Here is a 1,351-nt window from a genome sequence, read left to right on the forward strand (position 1 = left end):
CGGGCCACGGCGGGCTCGTCCGGCCGGTCGTCGCCCGCGGCCGACAGGACGAGCCGGACCACTCCGACGCCGTCCGAGCGGAGCGAGTCGAGCACCCCGCGCAGCCGCGGCCACAGCTCACCGGCCGAGGACGCGTCGGCCCCGGCGACCACGGTCACGGTGTGCTCCGGGTCGGCGGCCAGGGCCCGGGCCAGGTCGGCGACGTCGGAGGTGGACAGCGTGTCGTCGGCGGGAGAGCGGAGCAGCATGACGCCGTCGTACTCCTCGACGAGCAGCGCTCCGCCCCGGCCGCGGCCGCCCTCGGAACGCTCGGGTGTGTCCAGCGTGGCCACGGGCGCGGACGACGCGGGGCCGGCGGAGGGCGCCGTACGGACGCGGGCGCCCCGCCTGCTGAACCAGCGCGCTCCGGCGCCCCCGGAGCGGCTCATGCCGGTTCTCCCGGGGTAGCACGCCAACTCAGAATCTCGCTCATGCCGTTGTCACCTGGTGAGGGTCGAAGTGTGTGGAGGTTCGGACTGGTGATGACGGTGTGACAGTCAGCTCCCATCCTGGACATCGCCGTCGCGGTCTGCCCTGTCCGTCCGGGCACTGTTGGGGGCAACGTCCACGTCGTCCACGGCCGGAGCCTCTTCCGCCCCTTCAGCCGGGGGCTCCTCCGCCTGGGCGCTCTCCACGGCCGCCAGCGCCGCCACCAGCTTGTCCTTGATCAGCACCATGCTCACCGGGGCCGAGCTGTTGACGCACACGTTGTGCCCCTCGGGGATCCGGTCGAGGACGTCGTTGATCCGCACCCGCTCGAACCCCAGGCCGGTCCGGTGGAGGTAGCGCGCCGAGGTGTAGACCGGGACCACCGCCGTGCCGTCGTTTCCCGACGCGCTCACCGGCCGGCCGTCCGCCGTGACCAGCATCGCCAGTTCGGCCTTGGACAGGGCGGCGGTGACGTCGTCCGCCGGGCCGTAGCCGGTGGTGGCGAGCTGGACGGCGCGGTCCACGTCGTCGGTGGGCTCGGGCCAGCCCCGCGCGCCCGGCGACGGCACGTAGTCCTCGTTGGCCTGCCACTCGACGATCTCGCCGTTCTCGTCGGAGCGCCACTGGCCGACCACCGCGAACTCCGGCGGCGGGGCCTCCCCGCGCCAGGTGGGGTCGGTCAGGTAGAGCCAGTGGTTGGGCGCCGCCTTGGCGGCCTTGACGAAGTCCTCCGGCGGTTCGGGGGTCACCGCGCCGGGGGCGGCGGCTTGGGTGGTGGACTCGTCGGCCTCGTTGGACTCGTTGGACTCGTTGGACTCACTCATCGTGTCCTCGCTTACTGTGCTTGTTGTCGTGCTGTTCTGACACCCGCGTGGGCGTCCCT

General features: G+C 73.0%; 1 protein-coding gene and 1 pseudogene. Both read right to left on the reverse strand.

Annotated features, from left to right (window positions below; translation table 11 throughout):
- Positions 1 to 428 (reverse strand): annotated as a pseudogene (locus tag ACFV2X_RS31765) (hypothetical protein); the annotation flags it as partial.
- 108 nt (positions 429 to 536) lie between these two features.
- The gene (locus ACFV2X_RS31770) at positions 537 to 1,292 is read right to left on the reverse strand and encodes a type VII secretion system-associated protein (RefSeq protein ID WP_385623086.1); all 756 of its coding nucleotides are present in this window, start codon (positions 1,290 to 1,292) and stop codon (positions 537 to 539) included.
- Positions 1,293 to 1,351 lie beyond the last annotated feature (59 nt).

The sequence above is a fragment of the Streptomyces sp. NPDC059679 genome, from assembly GCF_042734105.1.
GTDB lineage: Bacteria > Actinomycetota > Actinomycetes > Streptomycetales > Streptomycetaceae > Streptomyces.

What these genes read in the sequence shown, in the direction of transcription:
- ACFV2X_RS31770 (WP_385623086.1), bottom strand. Translation starts at nt 1,292, where the DNA reads ATGAGTGAGTCCAACGAGTCCAACGAGTCCAACGAGGCCGACGAGTCC.